Here is a 20,382-nt window from a genome sequence, read left to right as displayed (position 1 = left end):
GTCCGGCCGGCTCAGCGCGCATGGTTGGGCAGCGCTTGGTCAAACAGTGTTCGGCCGGCAGGCGGTGCTTGGTTAAATGGTCGCCATGCCCGGTCTGATGCTCCTCGACACCCCTTCCCTCTACTACCGCGCCTTCTACGGGGTGCCCGAGTCGATGACCGCCCCCGACGGGATGCCGGTCAACGCGGTCCGCGGCGTGATCGACATGATCGCCATGCTGGTCCGCCAGCACTCCCCCGGCGAGCTGGCCGCCTGCATGGACGCGGACTGGCGCCCGGCCTTCCGGGTGGCGGCGATCCCGACCTACAAGGCGCACCGGGTCGCCTCGGGCGACGTCGAGGAGGTCCCCGACACGCTCTCCCCGCAGGTGCCGGTGATCGAGCAGGTGCTCGACGCGGTGGGCATCGCCCGGGTCGGCGTCCCGGGCTACGAGGCCGACGACGTGATGGGCACGCTCGCCGTACGGGCCAAGGGGCAGGTGGACATCGTCACCGGCGATCGGGACATGTTCCAACTGGTGGACGACGGCCGGCCCATCCGCGTCCTCTACACGGCGAGGGGGGTCAAGAACCTCGAACCCGTCGACGAGGCCGCCGTCACCGCCAGATACGGCGTCCCCGGCCGCTCCTACGCCGACTTCGCCACCCTGCGCGGCGACCCCAGTGACGGCCTGCCGGGCGTCCCCGGGGTCGGCGACAAGACCGCGGCCACGCTGATCACCCGGTTCGGCTCGCTGACGGCCCTGCTCAGAGCCGTGGACGAGGGCGGCGACCTGACGGCGGGCCAGCGGGCCAAGTTGAGCGCGGCCCGTGACTACCTCCGGGCCGCCCCCGCGGTGGTCCAGGTCGTCCGTGACGTCCCGGTCCCGGAGCTGGATCTCGCCCTCCCCGCCCAGCCGCGCGACCCGCAGGCGTTGGCGGCCCTGGCCGAGCGCTACGGCCTGGGCGGCCCCCTGGGCCGCCTGTCGCAGGCCCTGGCACAGGCGGCGGGCTGACCCGCCCGCGGCTCCCCGGCGCAGGAGGCGGACCGGCCCGCTTGCCCGGCCGGATCCGGGGAAGGCGTAGTACTTTCGAGTACGCGCGCACGGAGGAGGCCGGCATGGACAGCTCGACCGCGTCCGAGCGCGGCCACCGGTCCGGCGGTCCGCTCACGGTGTCGCGCCCGCCTTCCGCCATCCCCCCGAGGGGCATCCGGCGAGGTCGGCGTGGTAGAGAACGGTAGGTTGATCCCCGTGCCGCACAAGAGCATCCGGATGCCCGGAGAGTCCCATCCGCGACTCGATGATGGTTTTGACCGGATCCGCCGGGAGCTGAAGCTCCCGGAGGGGTTCCCCCGTGCCGTGACCGAGGAGGCCGAGTGGGCCGCCGAGGTGCCCGTGCTGCCCAAGCTCGACCGGACCGATCTGCCGTTCATCACCGTCGACCCACCCGGCTCCATGGATCTGGACCAGGCCCTGCACCTGGAGGAACGCCCCGGCGGCTACCGCGTCTGGTACGCCATCGCCGACGTCGCGGCGTTCGTACGGCCCGGCGGGGCGATCGACACCGAGGCCCGCAGCCGCGGCGAGACCGTCTACATGCCCGACGTCCGGGTGCCGCTGCACCCGGCGATCCTGTCGGAGGGCGCCGCCAGTCTGCTGCCCGGGGTGACCAGACCGGCCGTGCTGTGGTGCGTCGACCTGGACGCCGACGGCCGGATCGTGGGCGCCGACGTGACCCGGGCGCTGGTGCGCAGCCGGGAGCGGCTCGACTACGACTACGTGCAGGCGGCGGTGGACACCGGCACCGCCGACGGCACGCTGCGGCTGCTGGCCGAGATCGGCAGGCTCCGGCTCGCGCTGGAGCGGGCCAGGGGCGGGGTCACCCTGCCCACGCCCGAGCAGGAGGTCGTCCCCGACGGGGACGGTTACCGGGTGGAGCTGCGTGCCTCGCTCGACGCCGAGGCCTGGAACGCGCAGATCTCCCTGCTGACCGGCATGGCCGCCGCCTCGATGATGCTGGATGCCGAGATCGGCCTGCTGCGGGTGCTGCCGCCCGCCCCCGCCGAGAAGGTCGCCCAGGTCCGCCGGGTGGCCGCCGCGCTCGGCGTGCCGTGGCCGGAGGGTGCCGCCTACGGCGACGTCGTGCACGGGCTCGATCCGAAGATCCCCGAGCAGGCCGCCTTCCTGGAGGAGTCCACGGTGCTGCTGCGCGGGGCCGGATACGTCGCCTTCAACGGCGAGCCGCCCGCCCAGGCCGAGCACGCCGCGGTGGCCGCGCCGTACGCGCACGTGACCGCGCCACTGCGCCGCCTCATCGATCGCTACGCCGGCCAGATCTGCCTGTCGATCGCGGCGGGGGAGCCGGTGCCCGAGGAGATCCAGCAGGCCATGGACGGCCTGCCCGGCATCATGCACACGACCGGGCGGCGGGCGAGCGCGGTCGAGCGGGCGTGCGTGGACCTGGTGGAGGCGTTCGTGCTGCGCGACCGGGTGGGCCAGGCCTTCGACGCGGTGGTGATCGACGTGGACGACGGCCACGCCCAGGGCCAGGTGCAGATCAGCGACCCGGCGGTGGTGGCCCGCTGCGACGGCGAGGGGCTCGTGCTCGGCGAGGCCGTCCAGGTGCGGCTGACGCGCGCCGACCCGGCCACCCGGGAGGTCCGCTTCAGCCTGGCCTGACAGCGCGGACACCGGCGAGCGCCTCACGGCGGCCCGGCCCGGAGCCCGGCCTGCGAGCCCGGCGGCGGGGGCCTGGCGACGAAGGCCCGGCGACGGGGACGGCGAGAGGCCGCGCCCGGGGGGCTCGGGCGCGGCCTCGGCCGCGGGGGTGGACGGCTTACTTCTTCAGGCTCCAGCCGGCGCCGACGCCCGCCAGGTGCAGCGCCAGGGCGAGCAGCCCCGCCAGGGCGAGCGTGGTGACGGTCACGATGCTGCCGACGGCCACGCCGGCGAGCTGGAAGATCAGAGCGAGTACGAACAGCAGTGCGGCGGCGAGGGCTAACATTCCTACCTCCCTGGGCATGGGCCAAAGGGTTCCGTCATGGGGATTTCCGTCGCAATCACCGCGGAAACCGCCCACGAGGTTACGTTGCGCGCACCAACCGTCACAAGGTATTGACCGGGCGGTCAGTTGGGCCGGCCGGAGCGGTCGATCGACGCAGGCATCGGATGAGCGGAAAACCGTATCCCGCCCACCCCGCAGGCTTACGTGGAGAATCACCCCCGTGGCGGTGAACTTTGTTTTGCGACAAGAAGTGTAACCCTTTATTTTCCACCATACCCGGCATGGGCATAATGACCGTGGTTTTAGACCGATCACCGTATGAATGGGAGGCATAAATGGCTGTCGGCACTGCTGCCCGCAAGTCGGACCACTGGTTCAAGCTGGTCGACGTGAACGGCGATGGCACGATCCAGCGCAACGATCTCCAGGCTCTCGGGGAGAGAATGCTGAAGCATTTCCGCCACGACAAGACGTCCCCCGAGGGGCGACGTCTCACAGAAGCCTACGAGCGGTGCTGGACGATCATGGCCGAGGCGATGGACACGGACAAGAATCAGGCGGTCTCCCAGGAGGAGTTCCGCTCCTACATGGCGGGCAACGCCAAGAAGGAGAACGCCGACGATCTGCTGCGTCCCATCACCGACGCCGAGTTCGCGGTGGCCGACCTCGACAACGACGGCCACCTGTCCCCGTCCGAGTACGCGGAGCTCCTGCGCGCCATGGGGCTTTCCGACGTCGACGCCCAGCAGGGTGCGGCCAGCATCGACACCAACCGCGACGGCCGGATAAGCAGCGAAGAGTACTTCAGGGCCTGCCGCGACTTCTTCGCCGGCAGCGACGACCTCAACAAGCGCACCAGCCAGGTGTTCGGCGGGGTGTGACACCTCGGTCAGGCGGAACCGGCGGTCGCGCAAGAACGGCGTGACCGCCCTTCCGCGTTTCATTCCACCCATGTTTTTGGGTCGCCCCAATACTTCGCCTTCTTACTCCCACGGATCCACCGCGTATTTCTCGTACATTTTCGGGGATCCGCGGCGGACGGGCGGAACTCGCCTGACAGACGGTCCCGACCGGGCCGAGCGGCTGTGACGTCGACGGGCGGCCATCCCGATCTTCATTCCGGAACGGGCATCCCGCCGGGGAGGTCGAAGACAGACACCAGGAGTGGGCCGGAGGCCGACGGGCCCACCCCTTGGGAACACCTGACCGGGCTGCGGGGACGGATCACCAGGTGACGGGCAAGGACTCCACGCGTCGGATCAGCAGGTCCGACCGCCACGCCAGCCGTTCCTCCGGTACGGCCAGCCGCATGGACGGACACTGCGTGAGCGAGAGGACCGCGACCCTCATCAGCATGCGCACCAGGGGCGGGCCCATGCAGTGATGCATGCCGTGCCCGAAGGACAGATGAGGATTGTGCTTCCGGCGGAAGTCGAGCTCGCCGGGGCTGGGGAACGCGGACGGGTCGTGATTGCCCGCGGGAAGCGCGGGAAGGACCTGCTCCCCCGCCCGCACGAGGGTCCCTCCCACATCGATGTCCTCCGTGGCGTAGCGGGCGAAGGTGACATGGGAGGGGAACGGCGCGTAGCGCAGGAGTTCCTCGACCGCCTGGGGGATCAGTTCCGGTTCGGCCTTCAGTTCCCGCATGTGGCCAGGCGAGGTGATCAACAGGTAGGCGGCGTTCGTCAGTTGCGTCGTGACGTTGTCGATCGCCAGGAGGACGTCGTTGACCAGTTCCTTGACCTCCGCCTCGGTGAGGCGCTTCTCCCGGTAGGCGGCGTCGGCGAGGACACTGATCAGATCGTCGCGGGGCCGGTCCCGCCGGTCGGCGATGAGGCGGTCGGTGTAGCAGGAGATCTCTTCGACCCTGGCCTCCACGACGTCGGCCGGAAGCGCGGTGCTCGCGAACCCCTCGAACCAGTTCAAGAAGACCGACAGGTCCTGCTCGGGGATGCCGATGACGGGACACAAGATCTCCACGACCAGTGGCTTGACGTAGGCGTCGACCAGATCGAGCGGGGGCGATCCGTCCAACAGCGTGCTCATGAGTCTTCGGGAGTGCCGCTCCGCGGTCGCCTCGAGCGCGTGGACGCGCTCGGTGTTGAATCCCAGCCCGCCGGCCACGGCTTTACGCAACCGGGTCTGCTGAGGCGGGTCGGTGTTGAGAATGCTGTCCTGGAGGGGGAGAGGGGTCAGGCGGGCCTCGTCGCCTCCGGGAGGGGGCGTCCGGACGAAACGCCGGTCGCGCAGCACGGAGCGGATGTCGCGGTAGCGGGTCACCAGCCAGGCGTCGTCGCCGTAGGGCGGGCGGACCCTGACCAGTCCCGGCCGTTCGCGGCATCGTGCGTATTCCGGATCGATATCAAGCCTGACGGGCTCCCCGAAAGGGTAGTCGACGGGTTCGGAAAAAGCGTCCACGTTCTCTCCGGTCATGGAATCGTTCGTCAGCGACATGTGCTGGCGGCATCCCGGACCGTCGGCCGCTGATCGCTTCCGGAGCATTGAATCGGGAACCCCGGACGGACTATACCCGCCGGGCGGACGGCGGCCGGCCGTACACGTCTTTCATTACCGGTCGGCGGGGTAATCGATTATCGGCTTTGCTCTCCCGATCCGGTCGCGGCCGTTTTCCTTAATATTTTCTGCACTGTCCCCAGGGTTGACCCGACCATGTCCGGACCTGGGCCGCGCGATCACCCCCCGGAGCCCGCCATGACGCCACCGGAACGGCCTCCCCCGGGCTGACCTGCGTCGATCAGCCGGTGTCCGGTACGGCACCGGCGACTGACCTCCCTCTCGGGGTTGACCACGTGAGCGGGGCGAGAGGTGTCAGGGCGACGACACCGGCTGTTCCCGGTGCACACCGGGTCCGCCGCCCCGGCACCGCACGGGCCCCTCACCATTCCTCGCCGACCGCGGTTTTACCGTCGTGCGGCCCCAGAATCAAACGCCGGGAAAAGCCCCCGAACCCGGCACTGTCGGCCCGGCGCAATATTCTGTAAAAGTTTCATCGGGGTGGCGGGGTGGCACCGCGGGTACCGGGCCGGGCAATGAATGATGATTCCCGTCGCTGTCTTGGGAATAGGCTGGCGTTTCAAGCCCAGAACGGATATGGGAAGCATTTCGCATGAGCATGGAAAGCGTCCGGCCGGTTCCGCCCCCGCATTCGGAGACCGAAGCGATGTACAACGGGATCGCGGCCCTGGTGGAGGCGACCGCCGGACCTGATCGCCACTACGGCTTCTGGGCGGGACATCAGGACGGGGCCTCGATCGGGGAGGCCACCGGGAGGTTGACCGACCTCGTGGCGTCCAAGCTGAACGTGGGACCCGGGTCGCATGTGCTGGACGTGGGCTGCGGAAACGGCGGCCCGGCGGTCCGCATCGCACAGACGTCGGGGGCCCGGGTCACCGCGATCGACGTCGACCGGCAGGCGCTGCGCAACGGCGCCGAGCGCGCCCGGTCGCAAGAGGTGGCCGCACTGGTGGAGTTCCGGCGGATCGACGCGATGGACCTTCCGTTCGCCCCGGCCTCGTTCGACGCGGTGCTGGCGTTCGAGAGCACCCCGCATTTCGACATCTTCCCGCTCTACCAGGGCATCTCCCGGGTTCTGCGTCCCGGAGGCCGCCTGGTGGTCGAGACTCCGTACCCGCGCACGCCGATGACCGAGGAGACCCGGCGGCGGATCAGCCCCTACCTGTCCATGCTGAACGCGGTCTCCCTTGACCCACCTGAGCAGCATCTTTCGGCAGCGCGTGCGGCGGGGATGGCCGCCGTGGAGCTCATCGACATCACCGACAACGTCCGCCACTCCTTTCCCCGCCTGGTGCGGGGGCTCCGGGAGCGCAGAGCCCACCTGGAGGCCGTAGGCGGTGCGGCCGAGGCCGACCGGCTGCTGGACGCCTTCTCCGCGTGGGCGGACGCCACCGAGATCGGTGGCGTGATCATGACCTTCACCAGGATCCAGGATGGAGCACTGACATGACGGACGTCACGGTCATCGGGACCGGAGTGATCGGTTCCGCGGTCGCGCGGGCCTGCGCGCGTTCCGGGTTGGAGGTCTCGGTCTGGAACCGTACGCGCGAGCGGTCGGACGCGCTCGTCGAGGAGGGCATCCGTTCCCACCCGACGGCGGCCGGCGCCGTCGCGGCCTCGCCGATCGTGCTGATGTGCCTGCTCAACTACGACATCACCCACCGGGTCATCGGCGAGGCGTCCCCGGACCTCTCCGGCAGGCTCGTCGTCCAGAACGCCAGCGGAACTCCCGAGAACGTCCTCCCGCTACGCGAGCGGGTGGAGGCCGGGAACGGGGTATACATGGAGGCCGCGATCCTCAACTACCCCGACGCCATCGGGACCGAGGACTGCTTCACCGTCTACGGCGGGGCCGCTGAGGACTTCGAGCGGCTGAAAGGCGTGAGGTCCGCGCTGGGCGGCAGACAGGCCTATCTCGGCGCCGATCCCACGTATGTGAAGGCGTACCACGTCGTCTCCAGCGCCTTCTACTACGCGTTCATCAACGGCTTCCTCGAATGCTCGGCCATCGCGGAGGCCATGGGCGTCCCGCTGGCGGACTTCGCCGAATCGGTGCCGCTCTACGATCCCGGCTTCCAGAACACGATCGAGGTCGGCCTCGACCTCATCAAGCGCGGGGACTACACCTACGAGCAGGCTCCGCTCACCTCCCACCTGGACGTCCTCGACAACCTGACCGGCATCGCGGAGCAGGCCGGGATCGACCGCTCCTACCTCGGCGTGATGCGCGAGCGTGTGCGTGAAGCAATGGACCGGGGCTACCGGCGCGAGCACATCGCGGTGCTCACCACGTGGTTCCGCGACCGCCGCGAGTCGTCCGCCGGCCGGATGCCCGTCGGCGGCAGGTGAGGCGGGAGCATGCGCGGTTTCGACCCGAGCGGTGAGAAGGCCGGTGCGCACCACCTCTTCGCGGCGTGGGCGCGGACCGCGCCCACGCGTGACGCCCTCGTCCACCGGGGCGGGCGGATGACCTACGCGGAGCTGGAGGAGCGTGCCGGCGCCCTGTCCGAGGAGCTCGTCTCAGCGGGAACGCGGGCGGGCGACATGGTCGGTGTCCTGACGGAGCACTCGTTCCTGCTGCCCGTCGTGGTGCTGGCCGTCTGGAAGGCCGGTGCCGCCTACGTGCCCCTGCCGCCGCCGCACCTGGCCAGGCGCACCGAACTGGTGCTGGCCGACACGGACGCCCGGCTCGTCGTCTCCGAGCTGGACCCGCACCGCATCCTGCCCGGACACGGTCTGCGGGCCGTACGGCCGGACGGACCCGGCCGTGTGGGGAGAAGCGACGCAGGTCACACGGGCTCGGACGGCGCGGCCGTGACGGGTGAGGGAGACCTGGCCTACGTCCTCTACACCTCGGGATCGACCGGCACCCCGAAGGGGGTGATGGTGGAGCACGGCGGCGTGACCAACCTGGCGGAGGGGCTGCGGAGCCTGTTCGGCGACCTGGAGGGGGCGCGGGTCCTGCAGTTCGCGCCGTTCACGTTCGACGCCTGGGTGTGGGAGCTGTCCATGAGCCTGCTCAACGGGGGGACCCTGTGCGTCCCCCCGCCGGGGGCGCCGCTGTGCGGCCCGGAGCTGAGCCGGATCCTGCGCGAGTTCGGCGTCACCCACCTGTCCGGCGCTCCCTCGCTCCTGGCCACCCTGCCGGACGACGAGCCGATACCGGTCACCACCATGACATCGGGCGGTGAACCGCTGCCGGAGTACCTGGTGGAGCGGTGGGGGACGCGGCTGCGGCTGTTCAACGCCTACGGCCCGACGGAGGCCACCGTGTCCGCGACGGCGGGACGCTGCCGGCCGGGAGAGGGCAAGCCCTCCGTCGGCCGCCCGCTGAGCGGGGTCGAGGTCCACATCCTCGACCCGGCCGGTGACCCCGTACCGGACGGCGAGACCGGTGAGTTGTGCGTCGCCGGACGCGGAGTGGCGCGGGGATACGCGAACCGGCCGGAGCTGACCCGGGAGAGGTTCGTCCCCGACCCGTTCTCCGGCCGCCCTGGAGCACGCCTGTACCGGACCGGGGACCTGGCCCGGCGGCTGCCCGGAGGCGCCGTCGACTTCATGGGGCGGATCGACGGCCAGCTCAACATCCGGGGATACCGCATCGAGCCGGGCGAGGTCGAGGCGGCGCTGACGTGCCACCCCCGCGTCACCGGGGCGGCGGTGATCGCGACCGGGGAGCCCGGAGCCGTCCGGCTCACCGCCTATGCGCAGCTCACCGCGGGGCCGCCGCTCTCCTCGGGGGAAGTGCGGGATTTCCTGGCCGACCTGCTCCCGGCGTACATGATCCCGTCGGTTTTCGTCACGCTGGACCGGCTCCCGCTGACGTCCCACGGCAAGGTCGACCGCGGCGCCCTGCCCTCCCCGAAGGTCCGGCCGCGAGCGGCGGGCGGGGAGTCGCTCCCCGCGTCCGTCCGCGAACGGGAGGTGAGCGAGGTGGTGGGGCGGATCCTGCGTCTGGACGACATCGGCGTCGAGGAGAACTTCTTCGACCTCGGGGGCACTTCGGCCGATCTCGTCAGACTCCAGGCAGAGGTCAAGAAGCGCTGGGGGGTGCTGGTGCCCATCGCCGACCTCACGGCGGCCCACAACGTGCGGCTGCTGGCGGCGTTGCTCGACGAGCGCGACGGACACGGTGAGAGCAGGGCCGAGATGCCCACCGCGAGCAGGATGAAACTGCTCGACGGCGGCCGTCGGCTCGGGGAGCGTCTCGGAAAGGAACAGACGAGGTGAGTCCGGCGAGCACTCATGGACCGCGGGCGGCGGAACGTGATTCCGCGGGCACCGACATCGCCGTCGTCGGCATCGCCTGCAGATACCCCGGCGCTCGCGGTCCCGAGGAGTACTGGCGGCTCATCCGCGACGGCCGTCGGGGAATCCGCGAGCTCACCCGCGAGGAGCTCGCCGAAGGCGGCGCCGGCCGTGAGCGGATCGCCGATCCCGCTCTCGTCCCCGTGGCCGGGGTCCTGTGGGACGCCGAGTGCTTCGACGCGGCCTTCTTCGGATATCCGGCACGCGAGGCGGCCCTCATCGACCCGCAGCAGCGCATATTCCTCGAAGAGGCGTGGCACGCCATGGAGGACGCCGGCCACACACCCGACCGGTTCGCCGGCACCGTCGGCGTCTACGCGGGCCAGACCCTCGGCACCCACCGTGAGAGGAGTCACCGGACCTTCCTCGGCACCTCCGCCGACCTGCTCATGGCCGCCGACGACAAGGACTTCCTGCCCACCCGGGTCTCCTACAAGCTGGGCCTGACCGGACCGAGCATCGCCGTACAGACCGCCTGCTCCACGTCCCTGGTCGCGATCCACCTGGCCTGCCGGGCGCTCATCACCCATGACTGCGACATGGCCCTGGCGGGCGGGGTCTCCTGGACCCCCCTGCGCCGCCAGGGCTACCTCCACCAGGAAGGCGGCGTCTGGTCGGCCGACGGCCAGGTCCGCTCCTTCGACCGGGACGCCTCGGGCTTCGTCCCCGCCGACGGCCTCGGAATCGTGGTCCTGCGCAGGCTCGCCGACGCGCTGGCCGACGGGGACCGCATCTACGCGGTGGTCAAGGGGAGCGCCGTCAACAACGACGGCTCGGACAAGCTCAGCTACGCGGCACCGGGCGTCCGTGGGCAGCAGGCGGTGGTGGAGGCGGCGCTCGCGGTCTCCGCCATCGGTCCGGACACCGTCTCCTACGTCGAGGCCCACGGGACGGCCACCGCGATCGGAGACGCGGTGGAGGTCGCCGCGCTCACCCGGGCATACCGGGCCACCGCCGCGGCGGGCCGGGGGTACTGCCGCGTGGGTTCGGTGAAGTCCAACATCGGGCACACCGACGCGGCGGCCGGAGTGGCGGGTCTCATCAAGGTCGCGTTGATGCTGTACCACGGCCGGATCCCGCCGAGCCCGCTCATGCCCCTGCGCCCCAACCCCGAGATCGACTTCGAGACGAGCCCGTTCCGCCCCGCGACCGAGGCCGAGGACTGGCCGGAAACCGGCGCCCCGCGCCGGGGAGCCGTCAGCTCCTTCGGCATCGGAGGCACCAACGCTCACGTGATCCTCGAACAGCCGCCGCCCCGCCCAGCCGGGCCTCCCGCCCGCCCGTGGCAGCTCATGGCCCTGTCGGCGCGCGACGAGGCGGCCCTGGCCGAGATGGCCCGCTCCTGCGCCGACGCGCTCCAGGACGCCTCCGACGCCGAGCTCGCCGATCTCGCCTACACCCTGGCGGACGGACGCCGCCGCTTCTCCCACCGGTACGCGGGAGTCTTCCGCGACCGGTCCCACGCCGTGGCGGCTCTGCGGGAGCGGGCGGCCGGAGCGCCGTTCTCGCGCGCCTGGGCGGCACGGGGCGATGTGGTGTTCATGTTCCCGGGAGGGGGGACGCAGTATCCCTCGATGGGGCGGGAGCTCTACCACGACGAACCGGTCTTCCGCGCGGCCGTGGACGAGTGCCTGGGCCTGCTGCCCGACCGCACCACCGCCGGGCGGCTCCACGCCCTGTGGGCCGTGCACGGTGAGAAGAGCACGGCTGAGGAGACCGACCCCTCGCTGGCGCTGCCGGCCGTGTTCGTCATGGAGATCGCGCTGAACCGGCTCGTCGAATCCTTCGGGGTCAGGCCCGCCCTGCTGATCGGGCACAGCCTCGGGGAGTACGCCGCGGCCTGCGTCGCCGGCGTGGTGTCGCTGCGCGACGCGCTGGCGATCGTGGTCAAACGCGGTGAGCTCCTGTCTCGGTTGCGCGACGGAGCGATGCTCTCGGTCTCGGCCCCGGCGCAGGAGATCGAGCCCTTCCTCGACGCCGAGGTCTGCCTGTCAGCCGTCAACGGACCGAACATCTGCGTGCTGGCCGGCCTGTCCGCCCGTATCGCCGAGGTCCACCGGTCCCTGGACCGGCAGGGGATCGTCTGCCGTCTGCTCCCGCTCGGCACCGCCGCCCACTCCCCCCTGGTCGACCCCGTCCTCGGCGAGTTCCGCGCCTTCCTGGACGGCATCGAACTGCGCGCCCCCTCGGTGCCCGTGGTGTCCAACGTGACGGGGGACGACAAGGCCGATCTCAGCGACCCCGAGTACTGGGTCGCCCACCTGCGCCGGACGGTCCGGTTCGACGCGGGGCTCGGCCACGTTTTGGCCCAGGGCCCGAAGGTCCTCGTCGAAGTGGGACCCGGAACCACGCTGACCACGCTGGCCGGGGCCCAGGCAGGGCAGGACTTCGTCGTCGTCAACACCACCCGCCACCCGCTGGACGAGCGCCCCGACAGGGAGGTCCTGCTGCGCGCGCTGGCCCGGCTGTGGGAGGCCGGCGTCGAGGTCGACCTGCCCGCGCTCTGGCCGCGGCCGCGCCGGCGACACCCCGCGGTCCCCTATCCCTTCACCCCCACCCTCCACCTGCCCGGACCGGCGCGCGCCACGGAACCCGCGCCCGCGGAGCGTTCACCTGAGGGGCTCTACGGGGTCACCTGGAAACGCGCCGTGGAAACGCGCCCGGCGGTTCTCGAAGCCACCGTGGAGGAGACGGGATGGGTCCTGTTCTCCGACTCCTCCCCCCTCGCCGATGCGATCACCGCCGTGCTGGAGAAACGGGGAGCCCCCGTCGCCGTCGTCACCCCGGGGCGGGAGTTCCGGCGCGGGTCCTCACCTCGGGTCACGGCCGTCCCGCGGCGTCCCGAACACTGCGAGATCGACCCTCGACGTCCCGAGCACTACGAGCGGCTGCTGAAAACGGCCCGGCCCGGGCCGGGCGGACCGCTGCGGATCATCTGCCTGTGGGGGGCGGCGCTCCCCGCGGACGTGTGCCCGCCGCTGAGCGAGGTCACCGGCCTGGCCCACGCCTTGGGCGGCCGCCTCGGGAGGACGGATCTCTGCCTGGTAACCAGAGGAGCGCTGGAGATCACCGGAGCCGAACGGCTCGATCCTCGGGCGGCTCTCACGATCGGGGCCGCCGGACCGCTCCGCTGCGAGCTGACCGATGTGCCCGTCCGGCTCGTGGACGTGGACGCCGACGACAGCGCGGACCAGAGGTGGCGGGCCGGGCAGATCCTCGGCGAATTCTCCCGTCCTCCGCGGCAGGACCCCGTCGGCCTCCGGGGGGGCCACCGGTGGCTGCGGGGATTCGACCCGCTGGAGACGCCGCCCGGCACGGTCCCCTCACTTCGCCCGGGCGGAACCTATGTGATCACCGGCGGCATGAGCGGGATCGGACTGCGGCTGGCCGGGCATCTGGCACGCGCCCACTCGGCGCGGCTCGCCCTCGTCGGGCGGGGCACGCGCGGCACGCCACCGGCGGACGGGCCCGGCGTGGACGGGGAGACGCTGCTCGCGGGGCGGGAGGGCGACATCCTGCTCCGCCACGCGGACGTCGCCGACCCGGCGGCCCTCGGAGAAGTCCTGGAAGAGGTCCGGTCGCGGTTCGGCGCGATCCACGGCGTGATCCACGCCGCCGGCGTGCCGGGCGGCGGCATGGCGCAGTTCCTGGACAGGGAGAGCATCGACGCCGCTCTGCGGGCGAAGACCACCGGAACCGCCGCGTTGCTCTCCGCCCTCGCCGAGACGGACACGCATCCCGACTTCATCATGTTGTGCTCCTCACTCGCCGCCTTCTCCGGCGCTCCCGGCCTGGCCTGCTACGGCGCGGCCAACGCCTTCCTGGACACCTTCGCGCTGCGCGCGCGGCGCGACGGAACACCGGTCCTGTCGGTCAACTGGGATCGCTGGAACGGCGTCGGGATGGCCCGCGAGGTGGAACGCCACCACCGCGAACTCACCGGCGAGGCGCTGAGCGGCGGACTGAGCCCCGACGAGGGAATCGCGGCCTTCGAAAGGTGCCTGACCGCCGTCTGCCTGGGCCAGGTCGTCGTGTCCGCCCGCCCTCCCGGGGCCGCCCACGTCCCGGACCCGGTGTCCGCCGCACCCCGGCCCGGACGCTCCTCCGCCCTCACCGGACCCGCCGCCGACGGCACCGGCGGGTCCGGTGAAACCGGCGGGTGGAGTCCCCGCGAGCTGGAACTCCTGGCGGTGTGGCAGGAGGTGCTCGGCGCCGGCGCCATCGGCAGACATGACGACTTCTTCAGCCTGGGCGGACATTCGCTGAGCGCGCTGCAGGTCGTCCAGCGCTGCAGGGAACGGCTCGGGGTGCGGCTCTCGGTGAAAGCGCTCTTCGGCGCCCCGACGATCGAGGGCCTGGCCAAGGAACTCGCCGAGGCCCCGGCGGCCGGCGAAGAGGAGCCGGGCGGAAGGCGGCTCCTGATGGATCTCGAAGGAAGTGACGACTCATGACCGAGACGATCCCGGACGGCTCCCGGCTCTGGCTCCGTCGACAGCGCCCGCTCCCCGGACCACGGCTGCGACTCATCTGCATGCCCCATGCCGGCGGCACCCCGGCCTTCTACCGAGGCTGGCAGGCCCGGCTCCCCGCCGACATCGAGTTCGCCACCGTGTGCTATCCGGGACGGCAGGACAGGATCGGTGAACCTCCGATCACCCGTATGGACCTCCTCTCCGACCGTATCTGCCAGGCACTGGCACCCCTGGCCGACCGGCCGCTCGCCCTGTTCGGGCACAGCATGGGGGCCGTGGTCGCCTACGAGGTCGCGGTCCGGCTCGCCACGCGGCAGGGCGTCACTCCGGCCGCGTTGCTGGTGTCCGCGCACATCGCGCCGCAGGTGCACGGCAGCGGCATAGGGAAGATCCCTCTCCGTGACGACGAGCTCGCGGCGCAGGCCCGCTCCGCCGATCCGCTGCTGCGGCGCTTCCCCGAGCTGATGAGCGTGGTGCTGCCCGCGCTACGGGCGGACCACGATCTCCTGTACGCCTACCGGCCCGCGTGCACTCCGCGGCTGCCCGTCCCGATCACCGCCTACCGGGGGGCGGACGACGAGCGGGTGAGCCAGGAGGACATGCGCGCCTGGAGCCCTGTCACGGATGCCGGCATCGAGTTCCGCACCTTCCCCGGAGGGCATTTCTACCTGTTGCAGGCGGAAGCGGACCTCGTCGCCGACATCGGCGACCGCCTCGGCTCGATTCCGGCAACCCGCTGAGGCCGTCCGACCGGTCAGTCCCATCCGAGAAACGAGGCCCCACGACCGTGACCCCGCCCCACCCGACCGCTCCGATCTTCGTCCGCCGGTCGAGCACCTGCCCGTTCGACCCGGCCGAAGAACTCACCCGCCTCCGGGCCCGGGAACCGGTGACCCGCATCACCCTGTCCACCGGGGCGAGCGCGTGGATGGTCACCCGCTACACCGACGTACGCCAGGTGATCTCCGACCAGGCCCGGTTCAGCTCCGAAGCGGCGATCGACGGCCCGATCCCCCCGCCCATGCCGCAAGGAGGCTTTCCCCCACCGCGTCCGGGGTTCTTCTCGACCTACGGTCCCCGCGAGCACGCCCGCGTCCGGCGGATCCTCAACGCCGAGTTCAGTGCGCGCCGGATGCGGGAGTTCCGCCCGCGGGTCGAGACCGTGGTCGACGAGGAGCTGGACGCGATCGACCGTCTGGGACCTCCCGCCGACCTGGTGGCGGACTTCGCGCTCGCCGTCCCGTCACGGCTGTTCTTCGAACTCCTCGGGATCCCGGAAGTGGATCGGTCCGGGCTCCTGCCGTACGTGGGCACGTTGCTCGACTTCACCGCGGCCCCGCAGGACCAGGCGGTCGCGTTCGGCGAACTGGACGGGTACATGCGCGGCTTCGTCGACGAGTGCCACCGCGCCCCGGGGCGCGGCCTCATCGGCAGGACGATCGCCTCGCACGGGGCGGAGCTGTCCGACGCCGAGATCGCCGGGATCGCCGCCCAGTTGCTGCTCGCGGGATACGCGACGACGTCCGGGACGATCGCCCTGGGCGTCCTGCTGCTGCTGCGCCACCCCGACCAGGCCGCGGCGCTGCGTGACGGCTCCGCCGACCCGCAGCGCGCCGTCGAGGAGCTGCTCCGTCACCTGTCGGTGGTCGCCTTCGGGAAGGTGTTCACCGCCGCCGGGGACACCGTGGTCGGCGGCAAGGAGGTCAAGGCCGGAGAGTACGTCCTGTGTCAGCTGCCCTCCGCCAACCGCGACAGCGACCTGAGCCCCGGCCTGGACCGGTTCGACATCACCCGCGAACCGCCGCCGCCCCATCTCGCCTTCGGGCACGGCGTGCGCCACTGCCTGGGCGCCGAGCTGGCCAGGATGGAACTGCGGATCGGCATCCCTCGTCTCCTGCGCCGCTTCCCCGGCCTGCGCCTGGCCGTCCCGTTCGACGGACTGCGGTTCACTCCGATGAACGCGGCATACAGCGTCGAATCGCTTCCGGTGTCGTGGTAGCGCCGCGCGGGAGACCGGAGCGCCATCCGGACCGGACAGCGGGCGGAGATCACTGAACGGAGCGGCAGGAGATCGTCACCGCGCGGAGAACCGGTGCGGTGCCGGACGGTCGCCTCAACGGACCCTTTGAAACGACGGAGGAGAAATGTCGAGCAGATCGCTCCCCAGGATCGAGGATGTCTCCAGCTCTTACGAGTACCTGGCCGCACTGACCGAAAAGGTCGGCGGCCCCGACCTGCACTACGGGTACTGGTCGGGGCCGGAGGACCGGTCCTCGATCGAGGAGGCCACCGCGCGGCTGACCCGCGTGGTGATCGAAAGGCTGAGAGCGGGCGTCGGTGAGCATGTGCTGGATGTCGGGTGCGGGAACGGACGCCCCGCCGTGGCGGTGGCCGAGACCACTGGAGCGCGGGTGACGGCGATCGACGTCAACGAGCACGCCCTGGAACGTGGAAGGGCCTGGGCGCGTGAACGGGGCGTGGGGTCGTCGGTGTCCTTCGAACGGTGCGACGCGCTGGCCATGCCCTACCCCGAAGCCTCGTTCGACGCGGCGCTGATCCTGGAGTCGACACCGCACTTCATGCCGGAACCGCTGTTCGCGGAGGTCGCCCGGGTGCTGCGGCCCGGCGGACGGGTCGTGGTGGAGACCCCGTGTCTGCGCGTCCCCCTCACCGAGGAGATGCGGTCCCGGTTGACGACGTACTTCGAGATGTTCCAGGTCCTGTCCATAGAGCCCGAGGAGGTCTACGTGGAGGCCCTGTGCGCCACGGGATTCGAGCTCGAAGCCGTGGCGGACCTCACCGAGCACACCGAGCCCTTCTACGGCCGGGTCCTTGAGCGGCTCGACCGCCACCGGGACGGACTCACCGCTGAGTACGGGGCCGAGGCCGTGGAACGAGTCGAGAGCGGGATCCTCAACTGCACCGAGATCTCCGGGATGGGCAGCATCCTCATCACCGGGTCCACGTCTGTTCTCCGGTCTCCCTGAGGCGGTGTTCGTCGCCGAGCACACGGCCTCGGCGGAGCCGCGCCGCGAGATCCACGAGGGCGCAGGCGGTGGAGGAGCCGGAACCCGGCCGACGCCGACCTGTTCCACGGCCGACCGGCACCGGCGGCGCCGCCCGGAAGAACCGGGAGGTGTCCGTGCTCGCCCTCCACCCGCCGCGGTCCGCGCCCGCGGGCCGGGCCCTGCCCTTGCGGGGGCTTCTCCCGGATGTGCTCGCGTCCGGGTTCCGCCGTTGCGGCGAAGGACGCGGACAGGGCCGCCGGCCGAGCAGACGCTCAGCTGAGCGGTGACGGGGCCGCCGGCCGGGCCGGCCTCAGCTGAGCGAGGAGTAGGCCACCACCCCGCGCCGGAGCGCGTCCATCGCCTTGCCCGCGTGCTGCTTGACCTTGCTGCCGCGCGGGGCGGCGTCGGAGATCTGGCCGAGCAGGTCGAGCAGTTGCTTGATCCAGCGGACGAAGTCACCGGCGGCCAGCTCGGTCCCGTTGATCCCCTCCGACAGCACGGCGTCCAGGTTGTGGCCCTTGGCCCAGCGGAAGGCCGCCCAGGCGAAGCCGAAGTCGGGTTCCCTGATGAAGGACAGGCCGTGATCGCCCTCGATCGACTCCAGCTCGCCCCAGAGGCGGACCATGTCCCCCAGCGCCTTCTGCACGCCGCCCGCCGGGATCCTCGGCTGGCGGGCGTCGTCGGCCTGCCTGGACTCGAAGACCAGCGAGGAGACCACCGCCGCCAGTTCGGCCGGGTCCAGCTCCTCCCAGAGCCCGGCCCGCAGGCACTCGGCGGTCAGCAGATCCAGCTCGGTGTAGAGCTGGGCCAGGCGGCGGCCCTCGGCGGTGACGCTCTCGCCTTCGAGGTAGCCGAGCTGGTCGAGCACGCCGCAGACCTTGTCGAAGGTGCGGGCGATGACATGGGAGCGGCCCTCGACCCGGCGGCGCAGCCCCTCGGTCTCGCGCAGCAGCTTGTAGTAGCGCTCGGCCCAGCGGGCGTGGTCCTCACGCTCGTCACAGCCGTGGCAGGGGTGCTGGCGGATCGCCCTGCGCAGGCTGTTGACCTCGTCGTCCTCGGCCGCGTGGTCACGTGCCCTGACCGGCTTGCCGAAGTCACGGTCACCGATCTTGGCGTGGACGGAGGCGACCAAGTTGGCCCGCTCCTTCGGCGAGCGCGCGTTGAAGTTCTTCGGGATGCGCAGGTGCTCGACCGGCTCCACCGGGACCGGGAAGTCGGCCGGCGAGAGCTTCTTGACCTGCTTGCCGATGGTCAGCACCAGCGGGGAGGGCCCCTCGCCCCGGGAGTTGAGCCCGGGGTCCAGGACGACCGCCAGTCCGGCGCGGCGCCCCCCGGGGACGCGGATGATGTCACCGGGCTTCAGCAGTTCCAGCGAGCGCAGCGCCTGCGCCCTGCGGGCCGCCCCGCGCCGGCGCGACAGCTCGGCCTCCCGGTCCGACAGCGCCCGGCGCAACGCGGCGTATTCTCCGAAGTCGCCCAGATGGCAGGTCATCGCCTCGCGGTAGCCCTCCAGGGCCTCCTCGGCACGGCGCACCTGCTTGGCGATGCCGACCACGGCCCGGTCGGCCTGGAACTGCGCGAAGGAGGATTCCAGGAGGGTCCGGGCACGTTCCCTGCCCACCTGGCCGACCAGGTTGACCGCCATGTTGTAGGAGGGGCGGAAGCTGGAGCGCAGCGGGTAGGTGCGGGTGCTGGCCAGGCCCGCGACCTGCAGCGGGTCCATGCCCGGCTGCCAGTGGACCACCGCGTGGCCCTCGACGTCGATGCCGCGCCGCCCGGCCCGGCCGGTGAGCTGGGTGTATTCGCCGGGCGTGAGGTCGGCGTGGGTCTCGCCGTTCCACTTGTCGAGCTTCTCGATGACCACGGAGCGGGCGGGCATGTTGATGCCCAGCGCGAGGGTCTCGGTGGCGAACACGGCCTTGACCAGGTTGCGGGTGAACAGCTCCTCGACGACCTCCTTGAAGGCCGGGAGCATGCCCGCGTGGTGGGCGGCCAGGCCGCGCTCCAGGCCGTCACGCCATTCGAGGTAACCGAGCACGGCCAGGTCCTCGTCCGGCAGGTGCGCGGTGCGCTCGTCGACGATCTGCCGGATCTGGTGGCGTTCGGCGTCGGTGGTGAGCCGGATCCCGGCGTACAGGCACTGCATGACGGCGGCGTCGCACCCGGCGCGGGAGAAGATGAAGGTGATCGCCGGCAGCAGGCCGCTGGCGTCGAGGCGCTCGATGGCCGCGGCCCGGTCGGGCGGTGCGGCCCGGCGCGGGCGGGAGTAGCCCCGGCGGCCCCTGCCGTAGGACTGGCGCTCCTCGTCCCTGGCGATCCGCATCAGGTTGGGGTTGACCTGCGGCCGGCGGCCGTCCTCGTCCGTCAGGAACAGGTCGTAGAGGCGGTGGCCGACGAGCATGTGCTGCCAGAGCGGGACCGGGCGGTGCTCGTCGACGATGACGCTGGTGTCGCCGCGGACCTCGCCCATCCACTCGCCGAACTCCTCGGCGTTGCTGACCGTGGCCGACAGGGCGACCAGCCGGACGGACTCGGGCAGGTGGATGATCACCTCTTCCCAGACCGCACCGCGGAACCGGTCGGCCAGGTAGTGCACCTCGTCCATCACGACGAATCCGAGCCCCGCCAGGGTGCCGGACCCGGCGTAGAGCATGTTGCGCAGGACCTCGGTCGTCATGACGACGATCGGGGCGTCGCCGTTGACGCTGTTGTCGCCGGTGAGCAGGCCGACCTTGGCCGCGCCGTAGCGCCTGACCAGGTCGTTGTACTTCTGGTTGGACAGCGCCTTGATGGGGGTGGTGTAGAAGCACTTGCGGCCCTGCTCCAGGGCCAGGTGCACCGCGAATTCGCCCACGACGGTCTTGCCCGAGCCGGTCGGAGCGGCCACGAGGACCCCGTCGCCGGCTTCCAGGGCCCGGCAGGCGTCCAGTTGGAAGTCGTCCAGCCCGAAGTCGTACAGACCGCGGAACGAGGTCAGCGCCGGCCCGCTCTCGGCCTGGCTCTGACGGAAAGCAGCGTAGCGTTCCGCTGGGGTCGTCATAGCTCCACCCTACCGATATCGGGATTCCGGTCCGC

The 20,382-nt window shown here is 71.3% G+C and carries 13 protein-coding genes; 10 read left to right on the top strand and 3 right to left on the bottom strand.

Annotation, left to right across the window (positions count from 1 at the left end; all coding sequences use genetic code 11):
- The first annotated feature begins 85 nt into the window (after positions 1–85).
- A complete protein-coding gene (locus J2S55_RS33860; RefSeq protein ID WP_306869242.1) occupies positions 86–994 on the top strand; it encodes a 5'-3' exonuclease in 909 nt (302 codons plus the stop codon).
- 237 nt (positions 995–1,231) lie between these two features.
- Positions 1,232–2,659, top strand: a complete 1,428-nt coding sequence (locus tag J2S55_RS33855) for an RNB domain-containing ribonuclease (RefSeq protein WP_306869239.1) — start codon at positions 1,232–1,234, stop codon at positions 2,657–2,659.
- 157 nt (positions 2,660–2,816) lie between these two features.
- Here the strand turns inward: J2S55_RS33855 and J2S55_RS33850 are convergent, their stop codons facing one another.
- Positions 2,817–2,984 carry a hypothetical protein gene (locus tag J2S55_RS33850; protein ID WP_306869238.1) on the bottom strand — a complete coding sequence of 56 codons (168 nt, stop codon included), beginning with the start codon at positions 2,982–2,984 and terminating at the stop codon, positions 2,817–2,819.
- A gap of 335 nt (positions 2,985–3,319) precedes the next feature.
- Between J2S55_RS33850 and J2S55_RS33845 the strand changes: the two genes are divergently transcribed.
- Positions 3,320–3,865, top strand: coding sequence for an EF-hand domain-containing protein (locus J2S55_RS33845; protein ID WP_306869236.1), 546 nt, complete (start codon positions 3,320–3,322; stop codon positions 3,863–3,865).
- 343 nt (positions 3,866–4,208) lie between these two features.
- Here J2S55_RS33845 and J2S55_RS33840 read toward each other — a convergent pair whose 3' ends face one another.
- On the bottom strand, positions 4,209–5,417 hold the full coding sequence (locus J2S55_RS33840; RefSeq protein WP_306869233.1) for a cytochrome P450: 1,209 nt from the start codon (positions 5,415–5,417) through the stop codon (positions 4,209–4,211).
- A gap of 694 nt (positions 5,418–6,111) precedes the next feature.
- Here J2S55_RS33840 and J2S55_RS33835 point away from each other — a divergent pair.
- The 7 genes from J2S55_RS33835 (at position 6,112) to J2S55_RS33805 (ending at position 17,286) form a co-directional block, all read left to right on the top strand.
- On the top strand, positions 6,112–6,969 hold the full coding sequence (locus J2S55_RS33835) for an SAM-dependent methyltransferase (RefSeq protein WP_306869230.1): 858 nt from the start codon (positions 6,112–6,114) through the stop codon (positions 6,967–6,969).
- Positions 6,966–7,868 carry an NAD(P)-dependent oxidoreductase gene (locus J2S55_RS33830; protein ID WP_306869228.1) on the top strand — a complete coding sequence of 301 codons (903 nt, stop codon included), beginning with the start codon at positions 6,966–6,968 and terminating at the stop codon, positions 7,866–7,868. The genes J2S55_RS33835 and J2S55_RS33830 overlap by 4 nt, the downstream gene beginning before the upstream one ends.
- Positions 7,869–7,877: 9 nt before the next feature.
- Positions 7,878–9,749 (top strand): non-ribosomal peptide synthetase, encoded by a 1,872-nt coding sequence (locus J2S55_RS33825; RefSeq protein WP_306869225.1) that lies wholly within the window; start codon positions 7,878–7,880, stop codon positions 9,747–9,749.
- Positions 9,746–14,278: a type I polyketide synthase gene (locus tag J2S55_RS33820; RefSeq protein WP_306869223.1), complete on the top strand. Its 4,533-nt coding sequence runs from the start codon at positions 9,746–9,748 to the stop codon at positions 14,276–14,278. The genes J2S55_RS33825 and J2S55_RS33820 overlap by 4 nt, the downstream gene beginning before the upstream one ends.
- Positions 14,275–15,039, top strand: coding sequence for a thioesterase II family protein (locus J2S55_RS33815; protein ID WP_306869220.1), 765 nt, complete (start codon positions 14,275–14,277; stop codon positions 15,037–15,039). Before J2S55_RS33820 ends, J2S55_RS33815 begins: the two co-directional genes overlap by 4 nt.
- A gap of 47 nt (positions 15,040–15,086) precedes the next feature.
- Positions 15,087–16,298, top strand: coding sequence for a cytochrome P450 (locus J2S55_RS33810; protein WP_306869217.1), 1,212 nt, complete (start codon positions 15,087–15,089; stop codon positions 16,296–16,298).
- A gap of 145 nt (positions 16,299–16,443) precedes the next feature.
- Positions 16,444–17,286, top strand: a complete 843-nt coding sequence (locus J2S55_RS33805; RefSeq protein WP_306869214.1) for an SAM-dependent methyltransferase — start codon at positions 16,444–16,446, stop codon at positions 17,284–17,286.
- Between the two features lie 331 nt (positions 17,287–17,617).
- On the opposite strand, the gene J2S55_RS33800 is transcribed toward J2S55_RS33805, so the two are convergent.
- A complete protein-coding gene (locus J2S55_RS33800) occupies positions 17,618–20,347 on the bottom strand; it encodes a DEAD/DEAH box helicase (RefSeq protein ID WP_306869212.1) in 2,730 nt (909 codons plus the stop codon).
- Positions 20,348–20,382: the final 35 nt, after the last annotated feature.

The organism is Streptosporangium brasiliense, from assembly GCF_030811595.1.
GTDB classification, from domain to species: Bacteria; Actinomycetota; Actinomycetes; order Streptosporangiales; family Streptosporangiaceae; genus Streptosporangium; species Streptosporangium brasiliense.
The sequence above is the reverse complement of the archived record's forward strand: the minus strand, read 5'-3'. Positions and strand labels throughout refer to the sequence as shown.

What these genes read in the sequence shown, in the direction of transcription:
- J2S55_RS33845 (WP_306869236.1), top strand. Translation starts at nt 3,320, where the DNA reads ATGGCTGTCGGCACTGCTGCCCGCAAGTCGGACCACTGGTTCAAGCTG.
- J2S55_RS33830 (WP_306869228.1), top strand. Translation starts at nt 6,966, where the DNA reads ATGACGGACGTCACGGTCATCGGGACCGGAGTGATCGGTTCCGCGGTC.
- J2S55_RS33825 (WP_306869225.1), top strand. Translation starts at nt 7,878, where the DNA reads ATGCGCGGTTTCGACCCGAGCGGTGAGAAGGCCGGTGCGCACCACCTC.
- J2S55_RS33815 (WP_306869220.1), top strand. Translation starts at nt 14,275, where the DNA reads ATGACCGAGACGATCCCGGACGGCTCCCGGCTCTGGCTCCGTCGACAG.
- J2S55_RS33800 (WP_306869212.1), bottom strand. Translation starts at nt 20,347, where the DNA reads ATGACGACCCCAGCGGAACGCTACGCTGCTTTCCGTCAGAGCCAGGCC.
- J2S55_RS33835 (WP_306869230.1), top strand. Translation starts at nt 6,112, where the DNA reads ATGAGCATGGAAAGCGTCCGGCCGGTTCCGCCCCCGCATTCGGAGACC.
- J2S55_RS33850 (WP_306869238.1), bottom strand. Translation starts at nt 2,984, where the DNA reads ATGTTAGCCCTCGCCGCCGCACTGCTGTTCGTACTCGCTCTGATCTTC.
- J2S55_RS33840 (WP_306869233.1), bottom strand. Translation starts at nt 5,417, where the DNA reads ATGACCGGAGAGAACGTGGACGCTTTTTCCGAACCCGTCGACTACCCT.
- J2S55_RS33805 (WP_306869214.1), top strand. Translation starts at nt 16,444, where the DNA reads ATGTCGAGCAGATCGCTCCCCAGGATCGAGGATGTCTCCAGCTCTTAC.
- J2S55_RS33860 (WP_306869242.1), top strand. Translation starts at nt 86, where the DNA reads ATGCCCGGTCTGATGCTCCTCGACACCCCTTCCCTCTACTACCGCGCC.